Genomic DNA, 23834 nt, shown 5'->3' with positions numbered 1-23834 from the left:
TTTGTAACATTCTTCTCTATAATGAAAAGTAACACCTGTTATACTAGAAAGGATGCTTTTTATGACACGTATTTTAGCCATTAGTGATATACATGGGGAATTAGAACTTTTAGAAGAATTATTAATAAAGGTAAAGTTCGATGCTACACAAGATAAACTATTTTTGCTCGGGGATTATATTGATCGGGGACCTGCTTCATGTGGTGTGTTGAATATAGTTGCTGAGCTACAAGCCACTGGGGCACGTGTGCTACTGGGAAATCATGAGGCACTTATGCTAAAAGCATGTCGTTTAGGGACTCCAAAAGCTTGGAATCATTGGGCTGTAGTCAATGGCGGGGATGCGACACTTGCTAGCTATGGCTATCATATGGAAGATTTTGAAGATGCTATTCTCACTAATACATTACCTAGTTACATTCAAACATTACCGAAGCTCGAAGAACATTTACAGCTTATAGAAACTTTTGAAACGTATATAGAGTTAGAAGATGCAATTTTTGTCCATGGTGGTGTTGTACCGGGCGTAGCGTTAGCGGACACAGACCCCTTACGACTTTTATGGGTTCGAGAGGAATTTCATACTGGTTATAAAGGCGAGAAAACGGTGATTTTTGGGCATACACAAACATATGAGTTACATCAAGACCCAACAAATTACGATGTTTATTTTGGTGACAATAATATTATTGGTATTGATGGCGGTGCTGTATTTGGAGGGCGACTTCACGCACTCGAATGGCCGAATCGTCAAATTATATCTGTTGAAAGTAAAAATCCAACAAGGTTAGAGTAACTTGTTGGATTTTTTTCGGTTTTACCTATATAACGGTTAACTTATAAACATGGAAGTGGCTATTCAGCAAAGCTGTTGTATAAAATACATTCTGGATACTCTGAAAATTAGGGTGAGTAAAATCAATACGTTTAATGGACTTATACTGAGCTAAAAACTTAGACAGAGAATTAAATGTTGAGAAAATCGAAATTACAAAGCACAGCGCTGCCCTTCAATGGGCGCACAAAGCCAATAAAAAAACTACCTGTTTTTTATAGGTGGTTTTTATTTATGATTTAATTAGATTTGTATCTATCTTATTTACTTTTATAATTTGTTGATTTCCAACATAACGAGGTCCATCTTTATTTTGCGTTATTCGTTCTACAAAATTTAAGTCATTTTCTCAATTCGGTACTATCAAAACTTAGAGCAGATGATTCCCTCACTAATTTAATTCTCCTTTAAATTACAATTCGAAATTTTATTCCTACCGTCAAGTTAGAAATTCATATGCGCACTTTACCTATATATCTCAGCAATGTTAATAAGGATGCACATCGGATTGACAATCCTTTTTCTTTATGTTAACTTTACCAACATACCAATCATCCTACAAATTTAAGGAGGCGTAATTATGATTCAAAAAACAAACAGAATGAACCTAGTAGAACAGGTGGCTTCTCAAATAGAGCAGTTAATTGAATCTGGAAGCTGGCAAGTAGGGGAAAGAATACCTCCTGAAATGGAATTGATGGAAAAGTTTGATGTCAGCCGTAATACACTTCGCGAAGCAATTCGTGCCTTAGTACATGCAGGATTACTTGAAACGAAACAAGGCAGTGGAACAACCGTACGCTCTGCCAATTCTCTTGGAGCAGCACTTAAACGTTATGTAAAAAAATCAGCATTGCTTGAAATCCTTGATGTGCGCTTAGCTTTAGAAAAACAGGCTGCCCAGTTGGCTGCTGAACATAGGACAGAAGCGGATTTAGCAAAACTTGAATCATATATTCAAGAATCGCTTCAAGCTGCTGAAAAGAGTAATCGAGAACACTTTATAGAATTAGATATTAGTTTTCATAAAGCGGTTGTAGTGGCTTCTAACAATCAGCTCTTAATTGATTTATACGAGCCACTGTTAGAAATCATCTATTCGTTTGTGGAAGATTTAATGACAATGAATGCGCCTTTTAAATTTGAAGAAGAACTTCACATTGAGTTATATACAGCCATTCGTAGTCAGGATAAAGTAGCTGCTGCAACCTATGTTGAAAACTATATGGAGGCATTAAGAAAAGTAATTGTTAAATTGATGGAGGAATAACAACATGAATAAGGAAGCCATATCATCCACATTAAATAAAAATACAAGAAATAGTTGGTTATTACTGATTGGTATAATCTTAGTGGGGTCTAATTTAAGAGTGCCTTTAACTTCTGCCGGCTCACTTATACCTTTGATACGAGATGATCTTGGTATCAGTAATGCTCTTATAGGAACGATTACAACAGTACCTTTACTTGCCTTTGCACTGCTTTCACCGTTTGCTCCAAAAATAGCAAATCGGATTGGCATGGAATTAACGATTACTTTAGCCCTTATATTACTTATAATTGGTATTGTAATTCGCTCATTTTCAGGAATTTTCTCTTTATTTTCTGGTACTATTTTAATTGGGGTTGCAATTGCAATGGGTAATGTACTTATTCCAGGGATTGTAAAAATGAATTTTCCACAAAAAATAGGTTTGATGACTGGAATATACGCTATATTCATGAATCTTTTCGGTGCGCTTGGTTCAGGGGTAAGTGTCCCTATTGCTTCTATTGGCAATTTTGGATGGCAAGGGGCGCTTGGCATATGGGGAGTATTGACAATCATCTCTTTATTGCTGTGGCTACCACAACTTAGTAAACGACAAAAAGGTGAGAAAGTACAAGTCAATGTAAAAAACAAAAAAGGTAGTTTGTGGCGTTCTCCACTTGCTTGGAAGATAACAATATTTATGGGTGGACAATCACTAATGTTTTATACTTTAATCACATGGTTACCAGATATTTTAAATATGAAAGGGTATAACTCAAATACTGCTGGTTGGATGGTTTTTCTAATGCAGTTTGCACTCATCCCTGTAACGTTCATTGTCCCAGTACTAGCGGAAAAAATGAAAAATCAAGTTGGTCTAAGTATCACAACAACAATCTTATTTATCATTGGATTTGCAGGGCTACTGCAAGGAAGTTCTGTGCTAGTTCCTTTCTGCGCTATCATTCTTGGAATTGCAGGGGGGAGTGCCTTCAGCCTATCCATGATGTTCTTCACACTAAGAACAAGTGATGGAAAAGAAGCAGCAGAAATGTCAGGAATGGCTCAGTCTTTCGGTTACCTTTTAGCGGCAGTTGGACCAGTGTTGGTTGGCACACTGCATGATATAACAGGTGGATGGTCAATCCCTCTTATTTTACTCATTTGTATTTCATTCGTTCTGTTAATTGTTGGTATAGGAGCAGGAAAAGAAGGATATGTTACAAACGATTTAGATCAACATCATACTATGTTGAAGTAGTAATCCTGACACGAATGTTTGGTGTTGGAATTAGCTGTGAAATTATTGCAAATAAATTAAAGAACAGTGATTTTTCCATTTGAAAATAATAGTTTAATTGACTCGGGTATATCATTATTTTTCTATCGATAAAAAGGAGTATGTATTTTGGTCAAATTAATCATTAAAATACTTATTACGCTATTTGGTGCGATTGTAATTATTACTGATTTAAAAGAAAATACCGCATGGTTATTTAGCTTTTGGATTGTACTCGCTTTGTATATGATTTTCGAAGGATTTTTTTCTAAAAAGAAAAATTTGTAATGATATTTATAGGGAACTTAAAAAGGTGTAGGATTTGATTTACAAATGTTTTAAAAGCCTTCCACATAATCTGTGGAGGGCTTTTCTTATTTAAATTGGAAGGAGTGAAAGGCAAACAGATATATTATCGTATTAGTCGCTTATTTTGTTGGCTGGTTTGACCATTATTATTTCGTTTTCCTGATGCTCCTATAAGAATTCGTTTTTATTCTTTTTTCAAATAACTTTGATTAGTAAGGCATTTTCGATGGGATTTTGGATTTTTACTTTAAAGGAATTAATAATAAATCACATATTGGATAGCTTAACAATAGTATCAATTAATTTTAACAACGAGGAGGATTTCGATTGGCTGATTACAATAACCTTAATAGCCCAAAATTTAAAAGAAAATCGAAACCAAAGTTGAAAAAAGAAGAAATTACTGTTGTTGACACGAGTTCCGCCCGAAAGGCTGTTATAGCAACTGCTGTTGGTAATGGAATGGAATGGTTTGATTTTGGAATTTACTCTTATTTAGCTGCTACCATTGGACAAGTATTTTTTCCTGAAGTAAGTGGTCCTATGCAATTAGTATTTTCTTTTGCGACGTTTGCTGTAGCCTTTATTGCTCGACCTATTGGAGGTATTTTCTTTGGGATGCTCGGGGACCGTTTAGGCCGTAAAAAAGTCTTAGCTATTACCTTAGTCATGATGGCACTAGCGACATTGAGTATTGGCTTAATTCCAGCTCATTCATCCATAGGGTATACTGCCACTGTACTTTTACTCATTGCACGTTTAGTTCAAGGATTTTCATCGGGTGGAGAATATTCGGGTGCTATGACGTTTATTGCCGAGTCCACGCCAGATAAGAAAAGAGGGTTTATGTCAAGTGGTCTTGAGGTTGGAACCTTAGTTGGCTATATCGCAGGAGCTAGTCTTGTTACTTTACTTACTTATATTTTAGGGGAGCAAACAATGTTAGATTGGGGTTGGCGAATTCCATTTTTCTTATCAGCCCCTATTGGTTTAATTGGCTTTTATTTGCGAAATAATTTAGAAGAAACACCTGCTTTTGAAGCAATGAAAGAAAAAAAATCAGAAGATGATAATCATATATCTGTAAAAAATATTTTACAATTTCATTGGAGAGCAATAGTTGTCGGAATGTTTGTTGTTTTCTTTTACATTGTTGTAAACTATATCGTTTTATCTTATATGCCATCTCATTTAACGGCTGTTCTTGGATATGGAGAAGCAGAAGGGCTTTTATTAATTGTCATTGTAATGGTTATTATGATTCCAATTGTTCTATTAATGGGGTATTTTAGTGACCGCATAGGAGCGAAAAAGATTATTCAAGGGGGGTTAATCGGACTAATCTTTTTAAGTATACCTTCGTTTAATTTGATTGGTAGCGGAAACACATTACATGTATTTTGGGGGTTATTGATTCTAGCAGTATTTTCCGCTTCTTTTCAAGGAACAATGCCAGCACTATTGCCCTCCTTATTTTTTACAAATGTGAGGAATGGGGCATTGGCGATAACATTTAATATTTCTGCGTCATTGTTCGGTGGTACAACACCTTTACTTGTATCATGGTTAATTAGCAAAACGATGAATGAAATGGTACCTGCCTACTATGTTATATTTGCATCTGTTGTCGGTATTATTGTTGTTTCCATCTTTCTAAAAGATACTTCAGGCATGGCACTTCGAGGTTCCCCGCCAGCTGTTGAAGAGAAAGCTGAAATAAAAGAGATTTTAGAAGATCCCGAAGAAGCATTATGGTGGCACGAAGAAAAGAAAGAGATTGAAGGGCGAATTGAGGATCGCTTGGAAGGTGAAAAGTGAAATTAGGCAACATATTGGATGTTTGTAGAGGCTGCTATGCAAGAGTAGCTTATAGAGCAAGGGTTATAAAAACGCTAAAATAAGAAAAAAGCAACCGACTAAAAGCGACCATTTTATAAAATGGCATTGAAGAAGTCGATTGCTTTTTCTTTACATTTAATCTTTCGGTTAAGTATCAGAAAATTTATTGTCTAGGTGGAATTGCTTATTAGTTCTTCTATTACGTCTTCAACATTTCTATGCTCGAAAATTGTTACCTAACTTGTTACCAAGAGCAAAGTAATGACGGAAATTATAAATAAGTGGGCTCCATTTATTTGGATCAATATGATTTTCTTCAATAATAATTTCCGTATGTGCATGTACGTGTAGTGCTTGTGTTTCGACAATGGCAAAATGAGGAGAATAGTCTGGGATACGTATGTGTTTAACCTTTGCCTCAATTTGAATGGGACATTCCATAATCCGAGTAGGTTTTACTAAAGTAGCCTTAATAGGCGTTAATCCACTAATATCATATTTCTCTTTTTTATAAGTATAGCCATTTTGCTTTTTATATTCAGGAACTGGATTTTTCCCTGTAAAAGGGGCTAACTGTTCAACATTCTCCCAAAGTGAGGGGTCTGGTATATTAATGACACATTCAGGATGTCGTTCTAAATTTTCAATTGCCTTCCCACCAATGCCAACACCTAATACAATATAGTCTCCTAATGCCCAAGAAGATGATAAAGGGCTAATATTCACTGTTCCATCCTCATTCAAAGTACTTAGTAAAATTACAGGGAATCCATAATATAAAATTTTAGGATTAATATTTTTTGTATGCTGGATGGTTTTTTGCTTTATTATTTTCATTTTCATTCCTCCTACTAATTATTCTTATTTTCAAAATTCATTGTAAAATATTTATATTTCGAGAAGTATCGAAGTGTCGATTACATATGAAATTTTCTTTAACATTAGAGAATGTTGTTGTGCCTATTTATAAACTACCGAATAGAGCTAAAAATTAACTAGAAATATATTACAATAAAAGTGTGATATGCCACTAATAAGGAGAATGACAATTCCTGTTTATAATAAGTTAGTAAGAGATCAGATTTTAGAAATTATTGAAGCAGATGGTTTAAAGTATAATGCAAGAATTTTAGAACCACAGGACCTTCTAGTAGAAGTAAAAGCAAAAATGTTGGAAGAAGCGAAAGAGTTTCATGAGGCAAATAACGTTCAGGAGAGTGTTGAAGAATTAGCCGATCTTTTAGAACTAATACATACAGCTATCCATGCGTTAGGTGTAAGTTATGAAGATTTAGAAGCAATTCGTGAGCAGAAGAAGGCTAAACGTGGGGGATTTGAAAAGGCAATTTATTTAATTGATGTAGAGGATAGATGAAAATTGGAACTATTTGTCTAGCCTGAACGTCTAAATGCTAATTAAATGGAAATTGTAAGCATGAAGAGGGGGTTTTATAGTGATTGGTTTACTTAATATTGGCAGTTTAGTGATTGGTCTCATTGCATGGCTACTTCCTGTCGTTGGACTTATGCAATCTAAAAAGAACGACTTTAAAATATGGGGATTGCTTTCTAGTTTGAGTTTGAGTGCTTGTGCTATTTCTCTTATTTTTCAAATGTACTATCAATACCATCTCGTTAATATTGAGGATTGGAGTGCGCTTATGGACACAACAGGAGGTGTCATTTTTGCTGCAACAGTTCTTCTTGGCGTAACTGTCATTTTGAATATTTTAACGCTAATTGTATTTCGTAAAAGATTGCAAACTGCTAACTAGAAGTGCGAAAGGGTATGATTAATTGTTAAAAACCTTGAAAAAACCTACGACACTTTTGTTAATTTTTGTTTTAGCAGTCGATTTGCTTATTTTTCAATTAAGTATAAATCATTATTATTTTGCATTTCTTAAATATTCAGGAATACCAATCCCAGCAATGATAACGGTCATTGCAATTTTTTTGTTCGTTAGATCTTTTAATATTAGTACTTTTGAGTTAATTGCGATATCTATTATTGCATTTCTAATCCTCGTAGTAATTATTTTCGTTCATTCTATTAAGGATTTTACTATTGACTCTGTTACATCACCATCTGGAAAAGAAACATTGACAATCGAACATCGAAATGCCACATTAGGAGAAACTACCCATATATACAACTTTTATCGCAACACCACTTTTCCTGGAGTGATAAAGAAGATAAACAAAGATAAGGTAACAATAATAACACATGAAAGTAGTTCCACTCCTGACGATCTAGATGTACTCGGAATAGATAATGTCCAATGGTTAAATGGCGAAGGGGTTATTTTTAATTCAAGTTATGCTAAAACAAAAGTGGATTTTTTTGGACATTAATTTCATTGAAAACGAAGGAAAGCGATTGTGCGAATTAGGGCAATCGCTTCTTTTACAATCATCGCATATATATACTAAGTTCGTGAAAGTGGCACATTAACTTGCTTATTAAAAGTATTCCACTTGTATAAGATGTGCATGAAAGCCATTTATGCATTGAACCTGAGAAGGTTGAGCACAGAAATTGATTGAAGGGAGCAGAAAAGATGAAAAAATCGTATACGAAGTTTCAAAAGATAAAAATTATTTTTGGTGTTGTACTTTTACTGCTTGCACTACTTAGTTTTAGATATGCTCATCTTACGAATATCGTTATGACAATAGTAGCTATAATAATGCTAGTGACTAAAATACAAGATTTAAAAAAAGGCAAAAAAACAATCTCGGACTTTTTGCTAATTGGTTTATGGATATTATTAACCATCGCAATGTTCCTAACCACTGTTATGGAAATTATTAATTTTTAGGTTATAGAACACAATCCTTCACTTACATCAGAAGTAAGAAAGGATAGTGTTCATTTTTTTGGAGAAAATATACTTAAATATAATTTAGGAGCGATAAAAATGGCGAAAAATATACTGCTTTCATTGTTTTTCGTAAATATTTTCCTATATGGAACAATTAATAAATCAGTTTATGCAAATTTAAATGATCGTCCTCAACCGATAGAGCAATTTCTTCCTGAAATAGGATACAAAACTATTGAAGCTGCAATAAAAGATTTTGAACAATATTTTAATCAAGAACTTAAACTGCCACTTCGGGTTCCACCAATAACCTTTACACATCAGTTTGGACGGTTTAATTCTGATCATCATTTAGAAGTAATGATGATAAGTGATGAATGTCCTCAAAACCATTATAAAATTGATATTCGACCTATTGAGCAAAAAATCAACTTTGAAAAGTATATGTCAAATGTTTTCAAATTGGAAAATGGTAATAATGCACTTTATATTGATAATCCGAAAATTGGATTTAATTTATTAGTTATCGAAAGAGATAATTGGCAATACGTGTTTAGTATTGATAGAGATGTGGCAGATAAAGTAACAGCTGAAACGCTTGTTCAAATAGCAAATACGATAGACTATTGATAACATGTTCTCTATTATGTGGTGAGCTAGTAAGAAATTAAGTTGCTTAAAATCTTGTGAATGGTATCCACTTTAAAAACTGCTTCTTTTGCGGTCTTTTTGAAAAAAGCATTACTTCACTAAATTCGTCCATACTACAAATAATCATTGTTTTTATTTGAATAGGAGATATGTTGGTGAAGAAAATATTGCTAATTTCAATGCTGTCACTCGTGGTTGTGAATGCTTTATCGCTTGTTGTTCACGCGAATGAGCAACAAGAAGAAGATTTCATGCAAATTGTTAAGGCATTTATGCCGACGAACTCCTCACTTATCAATCCCAATATGCCTGTCTCCACAAAGTCCATTCAATTTTATGATTTTAACAACGATGGGCAGGAAGAAATCATTTTTACGTTTGAAATAAAAGCAAAAGATCAACCTGCTCCTTCCCATTTTGGTGCAATTGTTCTCAAAAAGGACCAGACCGGATGGCAAAAGGTGTGGGAAACAATAACGGAAGGTGTAAGTTTGGACTTTTCTGGTTTGATAGACATTACAGGTGATGGCATAAAAGAGTATTTATTCAGTGTTACAATCGGTGCAGCAATCGGAAGTGAACTTGAAGTTTTCCAATGGGGTAATCATTCATTAAAAAAGATTGCAGAAATTCCTTATAATAAAATGGATGTTGTAAATGAAAAACAAAAAGTGGCTATAGCAATTTGGCAACTTTACATTGGTGATAGCTATTTAGTGGATGTCCTAAAATGGAATGGCGAAAAGTTAGTTTATGATGAAGCTTCCTATTCGAAATACTATCCGAACATCGAAAAATTTTATCACGATAAAATTTCACAAATGGATGCTTGGTATTATTGGTATTGCCTCGCAGATGCCCAAATGAAGGCAAAAAAATTAGATGAGGCGAATCGTTCTATCCAAAAGGGAATTGAATTAGCTAAAAAATCTGCTGTGCACGAAGCAGTCCAATACTTTGATGATTTAATAAAAAAGTTAAGGAACAAGAAAAAATAATCGATTCATTCTAAAGCGCGTACCATAGATGGAACGCGCCTCTTTTTTGCAAATGAATCAAAGTGTTCAAAGGGGAGTTCAAAATTTTATGTACTAAAGCAAGACAATCTTGCGCGAGGGATAGCGATAGCCATTAATTGCGATTTTTTTTTAAATAAAACGCGAACCAAATAAAATACAAAGTGGTAACAGCTGAAAGACCTAATGAAGCATATCGATTTTGTTCATAAGGCAAAATTATAAAAAGTGCTATGGCAATGATTATTGCGGGGAAAACCGTGTAAAACCAAACCCTTACAGCTTTATTTTTAAATGAAACTTCAAACCTCTCCATGCAATCACCTCTTCAAAAAAATTATTGATGCCCAAATTTCCCGATTTAAGAAGGACAGCTACTATAATGAAAATCCAAACCTTTAAATGTTTCATTAAAGACAGTTATATACATAACAAGTGATCTAACAAAAAAATCACGACTATAAAAATAGATGTATTGTATCCATGTTTTGGTGTCAGCTAATAATCATAAGGCTTATAATGTTTTAATTGTTCTGGCGGCAGCGTTTTGCCGTAAATTGTATAGTGTTCAAACTGACCTATGTGTTCTTTATGATGAACAAAATAAATATAGACAACATCTGGCTCATCCGTAAAAATAACATCCACCGAATAGTTTGGTAATCCTCCTAAATACCATTGGCATTCAATTGATTGAATATCACCTTCTGTATACTTGATTTCTTCTATTAAATAGTTGTGAACTTTATGTTCATAAAATTGTTTCTTAATTTGCACAAGGCAATATGGACATAGCACAATGAAGAGTATCGTGAAAATAATAAATTTTTACAACTTCACCTACCTAGTCGAGCTAGTACTTTTTTTAATTCATTGTACCATGTGAAATGGGATATTACGGAAAAGACGCAAGGTATACTGAGCTATTAACTAGGGGAGTCAATAAATACTGGGGAAGAGCAGTATTTAAGGATTGTCAGTGATTCATCACAACTTATCGTAATACATGGATACAAAACGCTATTCACTATCCATATTGAAAACGATACTGTAAGAAATATTGAGTTTTGTATAAACCCACGATTCAAAGATTTTTTCTATGGTCATTTTCGTTTCTTCGTTATTCATCTTTTCGTCAATTCCTAATTGTGCAAAAGTAAATGTCTCTTGTATTCTTTCTTCATATTTAGTATTTACAGCAAAAGTGACTGTTCGGCTCATTTCGAGTATCCTCCATTATGTATGTAATACACTGGACTTACTTCTAGCTAATTCTGTCCTATATGCAAGTCCAGTATAAAAAGTAGAATCATTGTTTTATCATTTCGCTCTTTAAGGCTTCTTCATTACTATTTTGTTTCTTTTGGATACATAAAATAATTAGTGCTTGTACAGTCATCGCAAGTACGATGAAAATTAAATGCGTATTTTGATAGAACCATTTAGAAATGAAATAAAATATAGGTGCCGATGATAAATAAGAGATATATTGATTTTTAGTTGCAATAAAAACGATTGTTGCCATACAAGAAGTAACCAATAAAATTTCTACAATAACACCGATAGAACTACTGTCTAAGTAGTATTGTAAATCGTTCATATAGGACATGCCAGGTTCACCTCACTTTGTTACAAAGAAATATTTACAAAAATTGTAACATAAAAAAGTCTTATATGGAAGCTAATTGGAAAAATGGTAGTGATTGAAATATGTGTCATCAGCATGATTGTAAGATTGATTTTCACCTTTTCACATTGCTTAATTGACCAAATTTCTAGTTTGTCCTCTTCTAAAATATATAACTGTATATAATGATGAATTGGAGAATTTAATGAGAATGCACCAAGTTATTGTTCATTCAACAAAAAATCCAAACCTCTAGCTATAGAGGTTTGGATGAATGCTTCATTACGGATTTTCACAATTCACTATGGGAGCTTTAATTATGTAAATGGGTTAGATGCATGGCTAAAGATATTTGACGATCAATGCTTGTATTTTATTTCAAATATTTTTTTATATGTTTTAATTCAGCTATTAAATAATCGATTTGCTTTTGCATGTTTTCTGTCTGTTTTGTTTGGTTCGGTAAGTCTTGTGAACTTTGGTTGCTTGCTTTTTTTAATGATTCTAAAGTGAGCCCCGCGGCAATGGTTTGAATGCCATCTCCTAATGTTGAAATGGACGTCCCTATATAGGCAAGCTTTGCAGCGTAAATATCGAGTGAATCCGTAGATTGGTTTGAATTGTTTTGATTGTTGTTCATTGTAAAGCCCTCCCTAATTCCTTTTAATTCTCGGTTATCTTATGACTATCTTATGCGCCCGAGACAAAAAAGGGGAATGGATATCATGCTTTCTTGAGACATTCTGTTAAATAGTATGCTGAAGGGCATTTTAAAGAGCAACACTTGCAGATGATTTTCGTTCATGTCAATTTCAGAAAAAATGATGTTCTGTAACAAAACCACCTTTGGAATGACGCAACAATAAATCAAAAGGTGAGATGCAATAGCTTTAGGCGTTTTACGTAATAGAGTGGATATAAAAACACAACTGAACTTGGCAATAGCGCATACTATAGAATTAAACATCATTTCATATGGATGTTACTAATGGCAAGTGACGAGACTAGAGCAATAAGTTAAACAATAATGCTCGTTATTTGGACCGATTACAATTTAAGTAGTCGGTTTTCTAATGAATCACTATAAAGATATGAAATGTATTTTAATAGGAGGGGGGTAATCGCGTGGTATCAATAAGACAAAAATTAGTATCCGCAAATCAAGCAGCCAAGATTACGAATGGGAAAAACAATGCAAAAAAATATATTGTTGTCCATGAAACCGATAATACGAGCGTAGGAGCAGATGCAGATGCCCATGCTAGACTACAAATTAATGGTAATAGCAGAGCGGCAAGCTGGCATTGGCAAGTAGATGATCATGAGGCAGTACAATCTTTTGAGCACTATTGGGAATGCTGGGGAGCGGGAACTTATATAGGAAATACGCAAGGAATTCAGGTTGAAATATGTGTAAATAGTGATGGCAATTTTAATAAGGCTGTAGAAAATGCAGCAGCTTTAATAGCAAAAATCATGAAAGATGAAAATATATCAATCCAAAATGTCGTTCAGCATCATTATTTCAGTGGCAAAAACTGTCCGAGAAATATACGTGCGGGGAAAGTCTCCTGGACTAATTTTTTGAAAATGATTACAAGTATTGATACGCCACAGCCCGAAAAACCACCAACCGAGTCAATGAAGTACCGTATTATCACTGGAACATATAGTAATCGTAATGCAGCTGTCAGCGTAGTAGATATAATGCAGAAACGTTTTGGCTGGGTTGCTTATATTGAACAGGATGGCGCGCAATATCGTGTGAAAACGGGAACATTTACAGGTCTATCTGCTGCCAAAAGTGCAGAAAATAAAATAAAAACAGCTAAATTAGCACTAGTAACATATATTGTAGAAGCTTAATTACTATAAAACAAAATCTATGAGTATTTTAGTTGACTGCATATAGGAAATGAGTAAAATAGAAAAGCAGTACTATTATATACTTTAAACTTAGCAGCTAAGAGCATAGATGTGCCTCAGGAAGGTATCTGAGGCGCTTTTTATTTATAAATTGCAAATAGAAAGCTTTTATAGAGATGCTGTTCTATTCAGAGAAAATTGTCTAGGAAAAACGACGTTTTTAAGGTGCAATTTTATGAAGTTAATAGAGGGACAAGAGCTGTCATGAAATTTTGACACGCTTTTTCTTTTCGTCTTCTCTATAACCTGTTAAGATGGTAATAGTGTGACAACAAGTTAGTGTATATGAGAGTGGTGACAATCAAGATGGATGAACAGAAAAAAGATGGTTTAGAACAACAGCAAGAGCAAACTCAGCAAGTAGAGGTAAAACCAGCGGGACAATTTATTCAGATGAAACCGTTTAAATTTATTATGCTGATGTTCTTTACAATCTTAATTACCGCAGGCTTAACAATTTTTGCGTTAACATTCGGTGAAAAGAAAGTAGTAGAAGTAAAAGTTCCGATAGAACGTGCGGAATTTACAAAATTATACGAAGCATTTGATATGCTAAAAGACAAATACTACAAAGATATTGATGATGAAAAAGTAGTGGATGGTGCTATTAACGGCATGTTTGATGCATTAGAAGATCCATATTCTGATTTCATGGTGAAAGATGAAGCAGAACAGTTTAACTCTGGATTATCTTCAAGCTTCCAGGGAATTGGCGCTGAAATTCAAGAACGTAATGGTTTTATTACTGTTGTGTCACCTATTAAAAATTCACCTGCTGAAAAAGCGGGATTATTGCCAAAAGACATCATTTTAACTGTTGACGGCAAAAGTATACAAGGATTTAGCGCTTCTGAAGCAGTTGCACTAATTCGTGGTGAAAAAGGTACTCCTGTTAAACTAACTGTGAAACGCGGAGAAAATGCTGAGCCAATTCAAATGACGATTGTTCGGGATGATATTCCTGTTGAAACGGTGTATGGTGAAATGCTAGATGGAGATATTGCGCATATTCAAATTACATCGTTTAGTGAAGAAACAGCAAAAGAGCTAGAAAAAATACTTGCTGAATACGAAGGAAAAGGCATGAAAGGGATTGTCCTTGATTTACGCCAAAATCCTGGTGGGTATTTAAATGCAGCAGTTGAAATTTCTAATTTATTTGTGCCAGAAGGTAAACCGATTGTGCAAGTGCAACAAAAAGATGAAGAGCCTGAAATTACGAATGCTGCAGCAGGGAAAAAGTACAATTTACCTGTAACTGTATTAGTTGATAATGGAAGTGCTTCTGCATCAGAAATTTTAGCTGCCGCTTTAAAAGAGTCAGTTGGTGCTAAAATTGTTGGTGAAACTTCTTTCGGTAAAGGGACAGTACAAAATGTTACGCCGTTAAAAGATGGTTCTAATTTAAAATTCACTACTGGTAAATGGTTAACACCAAACGGTAACTGGATTAATGAAAAAGGTATTGAACCAGATGTAAAAGTTGCTTATCCTGCATATGCTTCTTTACCAATTATAGATCCAACGATTGAAATGAAAGACGGCTTGCAATCAGACTCAATTAAAGTGGCTGAAGAAATGCTTGAGGTGCTAGGATATGAGCCTGGTAAAGCTGACGGTATCTTTGACCAGTTTACAGAGCGTGCGGTGAAAAAACTGCAAGCTGACAATAAGCTTGAAGAAACAGGTATTTTATCGAACGAAACAACTTATGCATTAATGGATGCGTTACGTGCAAAAATGAAATCAGAAGATCCTCAACTTTTAAAAGCAAAAGAACTGATTTCTGATGCTAAAGATGAAACTGAGAAAAAAACTAACTAACACAGTAGCTGTCGCACAAGTCGTCTCGTACGGCCTATGCGACGGCTTTTTTTATAGGAGGAATGATTGTGAAGGACGTATATTTATTTAGTGGGTTTCTAGGAAGCGGTAAGACTTCGATGCTGACAGATGTAATTCGTCAACTAAAAGAAAAGGGATTAAAGCCAGCTGTTATTATGAATGAGCTTGGTAAGCTGCCATTTGACTCACAAGCAGTGGAAGAGGATGTTCCTCTTAAAGAGATGCTAGAAGGCTGTATTTGTTGTTCAGGTGCTGAAAAAACAGAGGCTCAAATTCAATCTCTACTATTAGATAGTGAATTTGATGTTCTAATTATCGAAACTACTGGTGCTGCTCATCCTGTAGAAGCATTGGATGCTGTCTATTCTCCCATTTTTGCCGAGCAGTTAAATGTAAAGGGTATTGTCACAGTTGCAGACTCTAAGCTATGGTTAGATCGTGAAACATTAACACCACAAGTTCGTACATTATTTATGGAACAAATACGCCATGCGCATTTATTACTGGCCAACAAAACGGATTTACTAAGCGAAGCGGAGCAAGCTAAAGTAGTTTATGAGCTACAAGGTTTTAATCCACATGCTTTTATTTTGCAAACTACTAATGGACGTGTACCATTACATTTACTTGAAAGTTTAACGGCTACGGTGCAAATCGATAAACAAAATATTATTAAAGCACCTATATCATCAATGCATTTAGGCTCTCGTTTAGTGGAGTTCGACGGTGTTCACTTTACACAGGAGCAATTTGAGGATTGGGTAAGAACATTGCCAGATTCGGTTTATCGGATGAAGGGCTACGTTCCAATCGAAGGTGTTAAAAATCCAATGCTGTTCCAATATGCCTATGGAATGGTGCAATGGCTTCCAGAATACATTAAAATGCCAGCGAAGCTTGTTTTAATAGGTGAAAATATTGGGCGTGTTAATGTAATTGGTATTGATTAAATTAAGCTGAAAATAGGTTTTAAGAGTATTTCTGCGCGTACACCTACAAGATAGCGTCAAGCTATCCAGTAGGTCCGAGCAGAATTTTTTTATTTTATCTCAGATTTTATAAAATTTTATTCCTACATTTAATGGATTGCTACAGTAATATACTGTTCTTTTTAAAAAAACATAGTCTATAAATAGCTTCATTTTGAGTATTGTCAACCCTATATAAAACGTAAGTATTGCATAGCATGGTGAAACTTGCTAAAAATTATAACAAAAAAACCCCTGTTTAACGTAAACTACTTTTCTATTGGAGAAGCTAGCAGATGTTGGGAACATTTTTAATAGAATCGTACTTTACGATAGGTTGCAGAGAGGAGAGATTGCAAAATGAAAAAAACACTTACTGCAATTTGTGCAACATTTCTTTTAGCAGCTCCAATTCAGTTGGCTTCTGCTGCTTCTAATACTACAGAGGGGAACACAGCAAATCAGACTACAAACTGTAAAGTTTACTATTATAATAATTGGTCAAATCACAAGTGGGTTGTAACTAAACCACATACGACAACACCATCTAAAGATACTCAAACAAATCAACAAACAAATCAACAAACAAATCAACAAACAAATCAACAAACAAATCAACAAACAAATCAACAAACAAATCAACAAAATAATACAACTACGACACCACCGACTACTTCTACACCGACGACAACAACATCGGATGTGAGTGCTTTTGAACAAGAGGTAGTAAAATTAACGAATGCTGAGCGTACAAAAGCTGGTTTAAAAGCATTACAAACAGATGATAAATTAATGGCTGCTGCTCGAGAAAAATCTCAAGATATGCAATCGAAAAAGTATTTCTCACATACTAGCCCAACTTTCGGTTCACCATTTGATCGTATGAAAGCTTTAGGTATTACTTATAAGAGTGCCGGTGAAAATATCGCTCAAGGTCAACGTACACCTCAAGAGGTAGTACAAGCTTGGATGGATTCACCAGGTCACCGCGCTAATATTTTAAATGCTAATTACACACATATTGGTGTTGGTTATGTGAAGTCTGGAAACTACTGGACACAACAATTTATTCAAAAATAATAATGTCAATGTTTACGAGAAACTAAACAATGCAATAATGGGATGTCCAATAAGTCTTTAAGACTTATTGGGCGTCTTTTTATGTTGAAAAGAACAGAAAACTGAACAATTAAAAAGAAGACATAGCAGTTTGAGAAAAGCCTTTTTTGCCTATACTTCCAAGTATAGGAGGCGTTTTATGGATAAAGTGGAATTAATGATGAAAAGCCTACAAAAAGCATTTAATCATTCGTCTGATTTTACAGTGAGACAAGTAGACTGGCGAGAAGGAACGTCTGCTATTTTATGCTTTTATTCCTCGCTCGTAGATGCAAAAGAAGTGCAAAGAGTACTCGATACTATTTATGCACGTTTAGATACAAACAAGCCCTTTTGGAGTGAAACGTTAATAACCACACTTGAGCCATTTTCTCTACCACTAGCTATTGAGCACATTTGTAATGGCGAAACACTAATTGTTATACCTGAATCTGGTGAAATGCTTTCTCTTACTGTTGTGAACCAAGTACAACGAAATCCTGACGAACCTAATAATGAGCATGTTCTTCGAGGATCACATGAGGGTCTTGTCGAGGGCCTCGAAACAAATCTAGCATTATTACGGAAACGAATTCATAATCCAGCGCTTGTAGTTAAATCTTTTTCAATCGGTAAAGAGACAAATACGAAAGCGTATTACTTATATATTGATGGGGTCATAAAGCCTGAAACTTTGGATGAGATTGAAAAACGTATTGACGCCATTAACATTGAATATTTTTATAGTGTTGGCCAATTAAGTGATGAGTTAGAGGATTCTGTTTGGTCGCCTTTTCCACAATTGCTAAATACGGAGAGACCTGATCGCGTTGTGGCTAATTTAGTAGAAGGTAAAGTCGTATTGTTAACGAATATTTCTCCAACTGCCTTAATAGCACCTGTAACGTTTTTTTCCTTTTATCAATCGCCTGACGATTATAATGGTCGTGTGTTGGTTGGTTCCTTTTATCGGATAGTCCGGTTAATGTCTTTTCTTGCAGCTGTTTTCTTACCTGCATTTTATATTGCGATTATCAGTTTTCACTTTGAAGTACTTCCTTTAGAGTTGAGTAATCAAGTAAAGAGTGACGTAAATGAAATACCTTATCGACCGTTAATCGAGGCTCTTATTTTAGAAATTATTATGGAGCTCATTCGAGAATCCAGTATACGATTGCCACAATCAGTAGGTCAGACAATAGGCATCGTGGGAGGATTAGTAATAGGGGATGCTATTGTAAGTGCTGGCTTAGTATCAAATTTAATGGTGATAGTAGTCGCTTTAACCGCAATTTCAAGCTATGTAGTACCTTCCGTAGAGCTAAATACATCAATTCGTATGCTTCGATTTCCATTTATGTTGCTCGCCTCATTATTTGGTTTTTTCGGTATTGTCATTGGCGTTGTTGTGTTATTGATTCACTTGATTAATTTAAGTTCTTTGAAACAACCATACTTTGCTCCAATTGTGCCATTTCAGCCAAAGGAATTATACAAAGTGTTTGTACGAGGGCCGTATTTCAAACCAACTGTCCAAGTCACAACGTTTAGTCCTCCGAAGGATAATAGCGTAAAGAATGGTGATACACCTTGAATTTTTCCCTATCTAAAGGACAATTTTTTTTACTATTATTTTTTATTGAAACAGGATTTATTTATATATCCTTTCAAACGCCATTAATTAGTGAAAGTAGAAATATGGCTTGGGTGCTATTTATCGTAGCAGCAATATGGCATTATTTTTTATTAATATTTTTTGAACGTTATTATCGTTATTTTTATTTGAATACATTTTTTCAATGGGTCTATAAAATTTACTGGTTTTTAATGTTGGCGTCATTTATAGCCTATATGGAATTTGTATTAGCATCATGGGTTTTACCTCAAACACCCGAATGGATTGTCATCTTTTTTATTGTGGCACTATCGTTATATGCCAATTTAAGTCGACCAGAAACAGTAATCAATATTGGTGTGATGCTTATTCCGCTCGTATTTATATTTATCATTTTTTTAATGCTAGCGGTACCAGATCTCACTTGGACAAACTTATTTCCGCTTGATTTTACTAATAAAAAAGAAATCATTCAGGGCTTTATTCATGGAGCATTTGCATTTATGGGCGCAGAAATGTTTTTAATATTTCGCCCCTTTTTACAAAAGGAGTTAACTTTAAAGGGCAAGCCGATATTTATATATCAGCTTGTAATTTTTGTATTTTATTTAATCTCAGTGCTTTTTTCTCAAATGTTTTTTACTATTGAGGAAATTAAACTAGTGCCAGAGCCGATCATTTATATTTTAAAATCGCAAGAAGTGACATTTGTGAAGCGACTTGATATTTTCTTTGTGTATATTTGGTTATCTTGGTCAATCGTGACTGTAATGATTGTGAATTTTACCTTTAGAATCATCCATTTTGTAAAAGAAAGAAAACGACCTAAGTTGCAAATTATTGTTTATCATGTGTTGCTAGCAATTGTCCCGCTTTTTTTTGTTAAATTTAGAGTGATTGAATTTATGAAAAGTTCCTTCCATTATATATTTTTAATTTTTACCTTTCTATTGCCGATACTCATTATTTTTTGGAATAAATGGAGGGGGAAAGAGTGCATCGAAAAGGGATAATATTACTGTTGATTGTATTCCTCGCTGGTTGTTGGGATGAGCGTTTATATAAAAACTCGTCAGTTGTGTCACTCGTTGGAGTTGAAGGGAAAGTAGGAGAATATAAAGGATATTACGCTTACCCTAAGTTAATTGATAACAAAAGCAAAATAATGGTAATAGAAGCGGAAGGTATTTCTCCACGCGATATCCGTAATAAAGCGGACATGAAAGTGGAACAAACATTAGATTTGTCTGAATTAGCGACACTGCTCATTTCAAGTGATACTGTAAAAGAACCTCTTTATGATATTTTAGATATTTATTTTCGTGATCCTCAAAATCCGATATCTATTAAAGTTGCGTTGACTGAAGGGGATGTAAAGCCTTTTATTGAGTTAACTAAGGAAGTAACAGACAATGCAGGGGGGTACTATCAGCGCTTTATTGAAAGTACTGAGAAAAATACAATTTACCCTAAACTTGATTTACAAATGATTGGCTCGACGCTGTTTGATGATGCAATAGATATATCAATCCCCTATATAAAAATGAATGAAGAAAAAAATATAGCAGATGCAGCAGGGGTTGCTTTGTTTTCTGGTCAGGTATTTACAGGGAAAATCTTAAATCCTAAACAATCGTTAAGTATGCTTTTATTAATGGATGAAGCAAGTCAACATGCACGTATTGAATATATGATGAATTTAAATGATAAGGAAATACCTGTCACTTCAGAGGTCATTCATTTAAAAAGAAAGTGGACAATCAACGAAGCCATGGGAAAAATAACGATGGACTATAAGATCGATTTAGAAATTGATGAGTTTTCAAAGAATCATTTGTATAAGAAGGATACGTTAAAAGCGCTAGAAGATAATTTTCAACAAAGAATTCAAGCTGACTTTGAGGAAGTGCTTCTAATACTACAAGAACAGAAGTCAGATACGTTAGCGATAGGTCGATATATTCGTGCCTATCATCCAAAAATGCTTAAGGATGACTGGCACGAGCAATTTGCATCACTTACATTAGAACCGAAAGTGAAAGTTTCGATTATTCGTACAGGGATTCTCCGATAGTAAGGACTTTAGTCTTTGATATAGAAAACAACGCAAAAATGTTCATATTCAACATTTTTGCGTTGTATTTATCGTAAAACGAATCTTTTTTGTACGAGCAGTAGGCGTATTAATAATGTAATAGCTCCAGCAGATAGGCCAGCTACAAGCCCAAGCCAATATCCAACTGGCCCGAAGTCAGTATAGTTAGCTAGTAAATAACCTGTAGGTAATCCGATAATCCAATAGGAAATAATCGCCATAATGAATGTTATCGTTACATCTTTGTATCCTCTTAAAGCTCCTTGTACTGGAGCCTGAATAGAATCTGATAGCTGGAAAATGGCAGCAAATACTAAAAATTGTTGTGCATATTTTAAAACTAACTGATCCGTTGAATACATTGTCGCGATTTGTTCGCGTAGTAAGTAAAGAATACAAGCTGAAAAAAAGCTAAATACAATGGCAGTCCCAACGCATAAATAACTATAAATTTTTGCATCACGTAGTCGACCAGCGCCAATTTCGAAACCTACTAAAATCGTAACACCCATTGAAATACTAAGAGGAACCATATATAACAACGATGTAAAGTTAATTGCGATTTGATGTGCAGCAATAATTTCAGTACTAAAGCTACTCATCATCATCGTCACGGCAGAAAATATACTTGTTTCCGCAAATAAGGAGATGCCGATTGGCACACCAATAACTAAAATCTCTTTCCAGCTTAACCATTCCAGCTTAGGCCATTCTCGGAATATATGAAAGTGTTCAAAAGGCACCCGCTTGGCTACTATCCAAACGGTAATAAAGAAAAGTAACCAGTAAGTAATAGCGGTAGCGACACCAGCACCAACACCGCCAAGCTCCGGCGCACCGAATTTGCCGAAAATGAAAATGTAATTTAATAAAATATTAATAGGTGTTGCAAGTAGCGTTATAATCATTGTTACACGTGTTTGACCTAACGCATCGATAAAGCAACGTAGGACAAAAAATAAAAAAAGTGGTATAAGTCCAACGCACATTGCATGAATATAGGATTTGGCAATGTTATGTACTGCTTCTTCTAATTGCATATTTCCAAGTATCCAATCGAGCCCGAAAAATAATAAAATAAATATTATGGCAGAAAGAACAAGTGCAACATATAAGCCTTGCTGTACAGCCTTTTTAGCAGCGTGTTCTTTCTTTGCTCCAACGAGTTGGGACACAATCGGCGTGATCGCCAATAGAATACCAGAAAGTCCCGTATAAATAGGCATCCAAATGGATGAACCTATTGAAACCCCAGCTAAATCGGCTGTTCCGTAGCGGCTAGACATTAAAATATCGAAAAAAGAGATAAGATAAATAGCTACTTGGGTGACTAAAATCGGCACAATGATTTTTAAAATTAAAGCATACTTTTGTTTTAACGTTTTAGTTTGATCCATAGTGAGTAACTTCCTTTATAAGCATAATGAATTAGTATAGCATAGAGTAGACATAATATGACTGAAAAATTAAAAGCTTCATCTATATCTTTTCCTTCGCATATAGTAAAATAAAAGACTGTAAACAAAAAGTAGCGGTTGGCTACAATGGCTTTTAAGGAATAGGAGAATTTACGTGAAACAACTTACAATCATTTTAACCGGTGGTGGGACAGCAGGCCATGTATCACTTAACCAAGCGATATTACCTTCTTTACTTGAACTAGGTTATGATGTCCACTATATTGGTTCAGAGCAAGGTATTGAAAAAGAATTAATAGGCGAGGCATTTCCTAAAGTCCCTTTCTATGGGATAGCAAGCGGGAAATTGCGTCGTTATTTCTCTATGAAGAACTTTACAGATCCTTTTAAAGTGCTTGCTGGGATTATGCAAGCGTTTAGTATTATAAAAAAAGTGAAGCCAGAGGTCATCTTTTCGAAAGGTGGTTTTGTCTCTGTACCTGTAGTAATGGCAGCTAAATTGGCTGGTGTACCAGTCGTTATACATGAATCCGATGTTACGCCTGGATTGGCAAATAAAATTGCCCTACCTTTTGCTTCTCATATTTTCACTATTTTTGAAGAAACGCTACAGCATTTACCAAATGAAAAAGCAACATGTACTGGTTCCATTATTCGTGAAGAATTATTTAATGGTGACAAAGCAAAAGGTCTTTCGTTCTGTGGTTTTACAGCAGCTAAACCCGTTCTTTTAGTTATGGGTGGAAGCCTTGGCTCTGTAGTGTTAAATGACGCATTACGCCATAATTTACCTGAATTACTTCAAACATTCCAAGTCATTCATTTATGTGGAAAAGGGAATAAAGATGAAAGCTTAGAGTCAATGCCTGGCTATAAACAATTTGACTACGTGACAACTGAATTACCTGATTTGCTCCATGCAGCCGATTTTGTCGTTTCACGTGCAGGATCTAATTCTATTTTTGAATTTTTAGCACTTCATAAACCAATGTTATTAATTCCTCTTTCTGCACAAAAAAGTCGTGGCGATCAAATTTTGAATGCAAACTTATTCAAAAAACAAGGATATGCCGAAGTATTGCAAGAAGAGGAACTAACGAAGGAATCTTTCATAAAATCGGTATATACATTAACCGAGCGAAAATCCGAAATGACAGCCACGATGGCAAAAACCCAAAGACCGAAAACGCCAGATGAGATGGCGAAGTTAATATTACAATATAAAAAATAAAAAGC

25 protein-coding genes are annotated in these 23834 nt (G+C 34.7%); 19 read left to right on the top strand and 6 right to left on the bottom strand.

The features are described from left to right. The first annotated feature begins 61 nt into the window (after positions 1 to 61). The 5 genes from ACIQXW_RS07715 to ACIQXW_RS07695 all read left to right on the top strand — a co-directional run bounded on the left by ACIQXW_RS07715 (position 62) and on the right by ACIQXW_RS07695 (position 5493). The gene (locus ACIQXW_RS07715; protein ID WP_401016856.1) at positions 62 to 796 is read left to right on the top strand and encodes a metallophosphoesterase; all 735 of its coding nucleotides are present in this window, start codon (positions 62 to 64) and stop codon (positions 794 to 796) included. Between the two features lie 619 nt (positions 797 to 1415). Then, the gene (locus tag ACIQXW_RS07710) at positions 1416 to 2105 is read left to right on the top strand and encodes a FadR/GntR family transcriptional regulator (RefSeq protein ID WP_340824466.1); all 690 of its coding nucleotides are present in this window, start codon (positions 1416 to 1418) and stop codon (positions 2103 to 2105) included. A gap of 4 nt (positions 2106 to 2109) precedes the next feature. Next, entirely contained in the window at positions 2110 to 3348 is a 1239-nt protein-coding gene (locus tag ACIQXW_RS07705; protein ID WP_402760851.1) for a CynX/NimT family MFS transporter, read from the top strand. A gap of 147 nt (positions 3349 to 3495) precedes the next feature. Next, the gene (locus ACIQXW_RS07700) at positions 3496 to 3654 is read left to right on the top strand and encodes a hypothetical protein (RefSeq protein ID WP_402760849.1); all 159 of its coding nucleotides are present in this window, start codon (positions 3496 to 3498) and stop codon (positions 3652 to 3654) included. Positions 3655 to 4002: 348 nt separating this feature from the next. Next, positions 4003 to 5493 (top strand): MFS transporter, encoded by a 1491-nt coding sequence (locus tag ACIQXW_RS07695; RefSeq protein WP_340824471.1) that lies wholly within the window; start codon positions 4003 to 4005, stop codon positions 5491 to 5493. Between the two features lie 237 nt (positions 5494 to 5730). Here the strand turns inward: ACIQXW_RS07695 and ACIQXW_RS07690 are convergent, their stop codons facing one another. Further along, positions 5731 to 6351 (bottom strand): flavin reductase family protein, encoded by a 621-nt coding sequence (locus ACIQXW_RS07690; RefSeq protein ID WP_402760848.1) that lies wholly within the window; start codon positions 6349 to 6351, stop codon positions 5731 to 5733. Positions 6352 to 6562: 211 nt separating this feature from the next. Between ACIQXW_RS07690 and ACIQXW_RS07685 the strand changes: the two genes are divergently transcribed. From ACIQXW_RS07685 to ACIQXW_RS07660, 6 genes are all read left to right on the top strand, one after another. Beyond that, positions 6563 to 6889, top strand: coding sequence for a pyrophosphohydrolase domain-containing protein (locus tag ACIQXW_RS07685; protein ID WP_402762479.1), 327 nt, complete (start codon positions 6563 to 6565; stop codon positions 6887 to 6889). 79 nt (positions 6890 to 6968) lie between these two features. Next, complete coding sequence (locus tag ACIQXW_RS07680; RefSeq protein WP_402760846.1) at positions 6969 to 7289, top strand: hypothetical protein; 321 nt, start codon at positions 6969 to 6971, stop codon at positions 7287 to 7289. A 22-nt stretch (positions 7290 to 7311) separates the two neighbouring features. Further along, positions 7312 to 7869: a hypothetical protein gene (locus ACIQXW_RS07675; RefSeq protein ID WP_402760844.1), complete on the top strand. Its 558-nt coding sequence runs from the start codon at positions 7312 to 7314 to the stop codon at positions 7867 to 7869. Positions 7870 to 8075: 206 nt separating this feature from the next. Next, positions 8076 to 8336: a hypothetical protein gene (locus tag ACIQXW_RS07670; RefSeq protein WP_401016844.1), complete on the top strand. Its 261-nt coding sequence runs from the start codon at positions 8076 to 8078 to the stop codon at positions 8334 to 8336. Positions 8337 to 8435: 99 nt separating this feature from the next. Further along, a complete protein-coding gene (locus ACIQXW_RS07665) occupies positions 8436 to 8969 on the top strand; it encodes a hypothetical protein (protein WP_401016842.1) in 534 nt (177 codons plus the stop codon). Positions 8970 to 9139: 170 nt separating this feature from the next. Further along, positions 9140 to 9988 (top strand): hypothetical protein, encoded by an 849-nt coding sequence (locus ACIQXW_RS07660; RefSeq protein ID WP_402760841.1) that lies wholly within the window; start codon positions 9140 to 9142, stop codon positions 9986 to 9988. A 516-nt stretch (positions 9989 to 10504) separates the two neighbouring features. Here the strand turns inward: ACIQXW_RS07660 and ACIQXW_RS07655 are convergent. The 4 genes from ACIQXW_RS07655 to ACIQXW_RS07640 form a co-directional block, all read right to left on the bottom strand. Further along, positions 10505 to 10825, bottom strand: a complete 321-nt coding sequence (locus ACIQXW_RS07655) for a DUF3139 domain-containing protein (protein WP_402762477.1) — start codon at positions 10823 to 10825, stop codon at positions 10505 to 10507. Between the two features lie 201 nt (positions 10826 to 11026). Further along, positions 11027 to 11227: a hypothetical protein gene (locus ACIQXW_RS07650; protein WP_340824480.1), complete on the bottom strand. Its 201-nt coding sequence runs from the start codon at positions 11225 to 11227 to the stop codon at positions 11027 to 11029. A gap of 88 nt (positions 11228 to 11315) precedes the next feature. Beyond that, on the bottom strand, positions 11316 to 11615 hold the full coding sequence (locus ACIQXW_RS07645) for a hypothetical protein (RefSeq protein WP_401016838.1): 300 nt from the start codon (positions 11613 to 11615) through the stop codon (positions 11316 to 11318). Positions 11616 to 12006: 391 nt separating this feature from the next. Further along, entirely contained in the window at positions 12007 to 12273 is a 267-nt protein-coding gene (locus tag ACIQXW_RS07640; protein WP_340824483.1) for a translation initiation factor 2, read from the bottom strand. Positions 12274 to 12758: 485 nt separating this feature from the next. Between ACIQXW_RS07640 and ACIQXW_RS07635 the strand changes: the two genes are divergently transcribed. The 7 genes from ACIQXW_RS07635 (at position 12759) to ACIQXW_RS07605 (ending at position 21159) form a co-directional block, all read left to right on the top strand. Beyond that, the gene (locus tag ACIQXW_RS07635) at positions 12759 to 13499 is read left to right on the top strand and encodes an N-acetylmuramoyl-L-alanine amidase (RefSeq protein ID WP_401016835.1); all 741 of its coding nucleotides are present in this window, start codon (positions 12759 to 12761) and stop codon (positions 13497 to 13499) included. A 366-nt stretch (positions 13500 to 13865) separates the two neighbouring features. Further along, positions 13866 to 15383 carry a lmo1851 family serine protease gene (locus tag ACIQXW_RS07630; protein ID WP_340824485.1) on the top strand — a complete coding sequence of 506 codons (1518 nt, stop codon included), beginning with the start codon at positions 13866 to 13868 and terminating at the stop codon, positions 15381 to 15383. A gap of 68 nt (positions 15384 to 15451) precedes the next feature. Beyond that, complete coding sequence (locus ACIQXW_RS07625; RefSeq protein WP_340824486.1) at positions 15452 to 16354, top strand: CobW family GTP-binding protein; 903 nt, start codon at positions 15452 to 15454, stop codon at positions 16352 to 16354. Between the two features lie 378 nt (positions 16355 to 16732). Further along, positions 16733 to 17452: a CAP domain-containing protein gene (locus ACIQXW_RS07620; RefSeq protein WP_402760838.1), complete on the top strand. Its 720-nt coding sequence runs from the start codon at positions 16733 to 16735 to the stop codon at positions 17450 to 17452. Between the two features lie 178 nt (positions 17453 to 17630). Beyond that, positions 17631 to 19064 (top strand): spore germination protein, encoded by a 1434-nt coding sequence (locus tag ACIQXW_RS07615; protein WP_401016827.1) that lies wholly within the window; start codon positions 17631 to 17633, stop codon positions 19062 to 19064. Continuing rightward, positions 19061 to 20098 carry a GerAB/ArcD/ProY family transporter gene (locus tag ACIQXW_RS07610; RefSeq protein ID WP_340824489.1) on the top strand — a complete coding sequence of 346 codons (1038 nt, stop codon included), beginning with the start codon at positions 19061 to 19063 and terminating at the stop codon, positions 20096 to 20098. The genes ACIQXW_RS07615 and ACIQXW_RS07610 overlap by 4 nt, the downstream gene beginning before the upstream one ends. Then, positions 20080 to 21159: a Ger(x)C family spore germination protein gene (locus ACIQXW_RS07605; protein ID WP_402760835.1), complete on the top strand. Its 1080-nt coding sequence runs from the start codon at positions 20080 to 20082 to the stop codon at positions 21157 to 21159. The genes ACIQXW_RS07610 and ACIQXW_RS07605 overlap by 19 nt, the downstream gene beginning before the upstream one ends. A gap of 68 nt (positions 21160 to 21227) precedes the next feature. Here the strand turns inward: ACIQXW_RS07605 and ACIQXW_RS07600 are convergent, their stop codons facing one another. Beyond that, positions 21228 to 22577 (bottom strand): MATE family efflux transporter, encoded by a 1350-nt coding sequence (locus tag ACIQXW_RS07600; RefSeq protein ID WP_340824491.1) that lies wholly within the window; start codon positions 22575 to 22577, stop codon positions 21228 to 21230. Between the two features lie 175 nt (positions 22578 to 22752). On the opposite strand from ACIQXW_RS07600, the gene ACIQXW_RS07595 reads away from it, so the two are divergent. Further along, positions 22753 to 23829: an undecaprenyldiphospho-muramoylpentapeptide beta-N-acetylglucosaminyltransferase gene (locus ACIQXW_RS07595; RefSeq protein WP_402760833.1), complete on the top strand. Its 1077-nt coding sequence runs from the start codon at positions 22753 to 22755 to the stop codon at positions 23827 to 23829. Positions 23830 to 23834 lie beyond the last annotated feature (5 nt).

It is taken from the genome of Lysinibacillus sp. NPDC097162, assembly GCF_044762185.1.
GTDB lineage: Bacteria > Bacillota > Bacilli > Bacillales_A > Planococcaceae > Lysinibacillus.
Note: the sequence above shows the minus strand (reverse complement) of the source record. Positions and strands in the feature narration are given on the sequence as shown.